General features: G+C 47.0%; 5 protein-coding genes. 1 reads left to right on the top strand and 4 read right to left on the bottom strand.

Annotated elements, in window-relative coordinates; all coding sequences use genetic code 11:
• Nucleotides 1–134: 134 nt before the first annotated feature.
• A complete protein-coding gene (locus A3842_RS07535) occupies nucleotides 135–761 on the top strand; it encodes an FMN-dependent NADH-azoreductase (protein ID WP_074086217.1) in 627 nt (208 codons plus the stop codon).
• A gap of 205 nt (nucleotides 762–966) precedes the next feature.
• Here A3842_RS07535 and rsgA read toward each other — a convergent pair whose 3' ends face one another.
• From rsgA to A3842_RS07515, 4 genes are all read right to left on the bottom strand, one after another.
• Nucleotides 967–2058 (bottom strand): ribosome small subunit-dependent GTPase A, encoded by a 1092-nt coding sequence (rsgA, locus tag A3842_RS07530; RefSeq protein ID WP_074100954.1) that lies wholly within the window; start codon nucleotides 2056–2058, stop codon nucleotides 967–969.
• A gap of 505 nt (nucleotides 2059–2563) precedes the next feature.
• Nucleotides 2564–3235 carry an HAD family hydrolase gene (locus A3842_RS07525; RefSeq protein ID WP_074100953.1) on the bottom strand — a complete coding sequence of 224 codons (672 nt, stop codon included), beginning with the start codon at nucleotides 3233–3235 and terminating at the stop codon, nucleotides 2564–2566.
• A 141-nt stretch (nucleotides 3236–3376) separates the two neighbouring features.
• A complete protein-coding gene (locus A3842_RS07520) occupies nucleotides 3377–3832 on the bottom strand; it encodes a DUF3939 domain-containing protein (protein WP_074086214.1) in 456 nt (151 codons plus the stop codon).
• A gap of 121 nt (nucleotides 3833–3953) precedes the next feature.
• Nucleotides 3954–4550 (bottom strand): DUF2087 domain-containing protein, encoded by a 597-nt coding sequence (locus A3842_RS07515; protein WP_074086213.1) that lies wholly within the window; start codon nucleotides 4548–4550, stop codon nucleotides 3954–3956.
• Between the last annotated feature and the right edge of the window lie 67 nt (nucleotides 4551–4617).

Genomic DNA, 4617 nt, shown 5'->3' with positions numbered 1-4617 from the left:
ATGTGGTAGCTGTGCAAAGAAAAGCGCTTTGGTGTCGAATAAAAAAATTTTATCTTATGGATATTTACAAACAAATAATTAAATGCTATATTAACGTTAGTTAATAAATAAACGAAACTTAAGGAGAAATCATAATGTCAAACGTACTTTTCATTAAAGCAAATAACCGCCCAGCAGATCAAGCAGTAAGTGTTCAACTGTATAACGCTTTCCTGGCAAGCTACAAGGAAACTCATCCGCAGGACACAATTACAGAACTTGATTTGTTCGCTGAACAACTTCCATACTACGATAACACATTGATTACAGGGATGTACAAGGCTGGTCAAGGCTATGAAGCTACTCCTGAAGAAGCTGCCGGCGCTGCTGTAGTAAAAAAATATATTGATCAATTCCTGGCTGCAGATAAAGTAGTGTTTGCCTTCCCATTGTGGAACTTGACTGTTCCAGCTGTGCTGCATACGTACATCGACTACCTGAGCCAAGCTGGCATTACTTTCAAATACACCGCTGAAGGTCCAGTGGGTCTCGTGACTGACAAAAAAGCAGTGATTCTGAATGCCAGAGGCGGCGTTTATTCCGAAGGTCCGGCTGCTACTGCAGAAATGGCTGTGAATTATGTAGCAGGTATGCTGAACTTCTGGGGCTTCAAGGAAACAACTCAGGTGATTATCGAAGGACACAACCAGAATCCGCAGCAATCTGCAGAAATTATCAATAACGGCCTGGAATTGGCTAAATCTGCAGCTGCATCGTTCTAAATGGTGAGACAGCGTTAAAAGTCCGGTAAGAATTTAAGCATCCGCACTTTTTACAGATATCTCCTCTTTCACATCATCCGGACTTTTATTTATATATAGTTTGGCGGGCTGCTTATTTAGTCGTTTCCGCCAGACAAAAGTCAAGGGACCCTTACAGCCGTTCAACGGCTGCAAGGGTCCCTTTCGTTCTATGCAGATACTTCGATCATAAATCGTCCAGCTCACGGCGCCAGCTTGAATTCCGGGTACGGCTACTTCCCGCCTTCGTTGCAGCAGCAGCAGTTTTCCGCTTCTGCTTCACTTCCTTGCTGCTCTGATATTGCAGTTCACGCTGGGTTTTGCGGTAATTCCAGAGCCGTTTCTCATCCAGTTCCCCGCTTGCCACAGCCTCAAGTACAGCACAGCCTTCTTCCTGATCATGCCTGCAGTCACTGAAACGGCATCCGGCGGCAAGTACGCTGATATCGCTGAAGGCAAGATCAAGTCCGCCTTCGTCCTCCCATAGCTGCAGCTCACGCATTCCTGGAGTATCCACAATGATTCCTCCATCCGGCAAAATGAACATTTCCCGGTGGGTTGTCGTATGCCGTCCCCGACTGTCTCCTTCTCTTACGTCCTGGGTAAGCTGAAGATTACGGCCGCTTAGCCAATTGACCATCGTCGATTTGCCGCAGCCTGAGGAACCGGTAAGAGCTACGGTCTGCCCTGGGCTGATATATGGCAGCAGTTCTTCCCGCCCGTCCCCAAGCAAAGCACTGACTGCATGGATGGCTACACCTGGCGCTGTCCGCTCCATCTCCGAGATTTTACTCTCCGCATCCAGGCAGAGATCAGCTTTGGTTAACAAAATGACCGGATTCGCCCCGCTGTTCCAAGCCATAATCAGGTATCTCTCCATCCGCCGGACATTGAAATCATCATTCAAGGCGCAGACCAGGAACAATGTATCAACATTGGAGGCTACGATCTGCTCATCCAGCGTATTTCCCGCTACCTTCCGGGAGATTACACTATGACGGGGCAAGACCCCATGAATCACGGCATGTTCGCCGCCATCCTGCATCACCAGAACCACCCAATCGCCGATGGCCGGATATTCTCCGGAGTCCGTCAGTGTGTGTCTAAGCTTGCCGGCCAGTTCGCCCCAAGTTTCCCCGGTCTCTGCCATCACGCGGTACTTGCTGCCGAAGTCCCCTATAATTCTTCCCGGTACATATTCCTTCCCTTCATACCCATTAAGTTTATCTTTCCACTTGCTCTGCCAGCTCTTGTTCCAGCCGTATTGTTCTATTGTCATTATTGCCTCCTGAATGTTTTTTTTTTGAATTTTTTAATGCATCCTGACTGATACTGTCTCTTTCACATACTTCCCGGAACACAAAAAAACCGCCGGAATCCTCATTCCGGCGGCAGCTCCCACATAGCAATTCTTTTGCCTTTGGCAAGAAAATTGCTTATAAAAGCATATACGAAAAGTGCGGGCTCTCCCCTGTGAAGGGACAGTCCAGTAATTTCCGTGCGCGGCAGTTACAGCAAAAACAAACGCTGCAATATACACACGCAAAAAAGCCGCCGGAACCGATACGGTTCCCGGCGGCTCTAAAAGGCATCATAGAGCTTGCCTGCTAAACTGCAATCCTTACACTGCAGCCGCTGTTCCCGGAAGACACGTATCCTGAGCAGTATTTACCGATAACGAAGTAACCGTATAAACTGTCATATAACATCGTCTCCTTCCGAACTAATATGGTGTAATGATAAACGGAGCTGCATTATATTGTCAACCCCGCAATCATATGCCGCTATATTATAGTCTTCAGTTCATCCAGCTCATGAATGGTTTTCCAAGGAAGGGCATCCAGCTGTTCATCCCACGGATGATTGCGTTTTAGCCATATGGTCTCCATTCCAGCCTTGGCTGCTCCCCAGATATCATTTACCGGATGGTCCCCGATAAACAAGGTTTCTTCTGCGGCTGCACCCAGCCTATCCAGTGCGTGCCGGTAGATCTCCGGATCAGGCTTGCTGATCCCAACCTCTCCGGAGATCACGATCGCCTTGAAGTACCCGCGAAGCTGAAGCAGATCGATTTTGCCATATTGGATATCCTTCTTGCCGTTCGTCACCAGACCCAGGATATATCCGCGCTCCCGGCAATATTCCAGAATATGGGCAGCATGCTTCATAAGCGCTCCGTGAGTAATATAAGTCTTGTCATAATATGCACGTATGTCTATAGCTGATAGTGGTTTTTGCCAGGGCAATACGTCACTTAGTTCGGCAAAAAAACCATCCTTATCCCGGTATCCGTCCGCATCTCTGAGGATGATGTCCTCCACAACCCGCTCTGCCTCTCTTGGCTCCAAATGGCCCAGAAAATCCTGCACGAACTTCCGGCTAAAGCTGCGAAATGTATGGTCGCGGTCCATTAGCGTGTTATCCAGATCAAACAGCAAAGCTTGTACTTTTCTCATTCCAAGTTCCCCTTGTTCCTCGAATTTCATTCCGTAGCAGTCAGAAATCCATTGTACTATGGGGGAACGCGCAAAGAAAAGACCATTCCGGTAAAAGAGGGCTTCCCCCTTCAACTGAACAGTCCGCGGATTCGTATCCCGTTATTCAAAATGCTCCGGCCGATGCGTAAGCATCATTTCCTCTTCGGTAATATATAAGGGAAAAGGCGGAGTTTCCTTCAGATACCGTTCACTGGCGAGCAGCCGGTAATGCACCTCGGGTAACCAGGCATCCTCAATCAGCGGGAGCTTGCCAGTATCACTGATATAGTTATCTACAGCCGATTGCACCAAATCCAGATAATAAGGCACGAGCTTGTCAGCTTCCTCAAAAATCTCAAAGGTTTCGCGGGACATATAAAACTTTTGCTGGGGTATACCGCCTAAATAACGGGTAAGCCGGCTTAGATCAATGCTTTTATCCTCTAATAGTAGAGCCGTACGGTTGATAGGAGCGGGCATATCTTCTTCAAATTGCCTTACAGCCTGCTTGATCTGCGGTAAGGTAACAGTGATAGGGACAGTGGACGTATTTTTCTTGGCGCGCTTGAATATCATACTGAAAGTCTCCTTTCGAAGTATATGTCAGATAACGCTTACAATTCCATTTTATTCGTTATTCAGACATTTAATCAGCTTGCCTGTCTTTTGTCACAGAAAATACCCAATCTTTAGATCATTATTTGACATTTTCCCAATGTGTCCATAACTCGGGCGGATTCAGTTCATAGTGTTCATTCTGCCGGTACATGAATTGATGCATAATGAACTCTCGGCGAATGGTTGCATAGTCTTCATGGAATGGTTTAATGAACTCGTTGATCTCTTTTTCCGTATAGACTACGCCCGGCTCCAGCTTTTCGACCATATACTGCAGAGCAATCAGCTTCTTCTTGTACTGAGCGGGGATCTGCCGCAAGCGCCCGTCTTTGGCGAAGAAATTACGCAGCACCGAATCCTTCAGGCTTGTATCTGGTGACTCTTTCTCCATATCTTCCACCCCCTTGGAAAAAATAAACTTTAGTGATGCATCCGAACCGGCCTGAATAAACTCGGGATTCAGCATAAAATATACCGTGTTCTTGTCTCTACGCTCTGTGATTAGCGCGGCTTCCCGCAGTTTCGCGGCATGATGCGTCACGGTGGGTTGCGATAAATTCAGCTTTTCTGCCAAGGCCTGCCCGTGAACCTCCCCTTTGGACAGCAACAGAAGAATCCGTAAACGTGTTGGGTCAGACAAAGCTTTGTGGTAATTTACAATTTTATCAAGCTGCAATGAGGGCACTCTCCTATACAATACAATTATCCAAAATTAACAGGATGAATATAGTTTAGATATATAT

The sequence above is a fragment of the Paenibacillus sp. P3E genome (genome assembly GCF_001909045.1).
GTDB lineage: Bacteria > Bacillota > Bacilli > Paenibacillales > Paenibacillaceae > Paenibacillus_AQ > Paenibacillus_AQ helianthi.
Note: the sequence above shows the minus strand (reverse complement) of the source record. Positions and strands in the feature narration are given on the sequence as shown.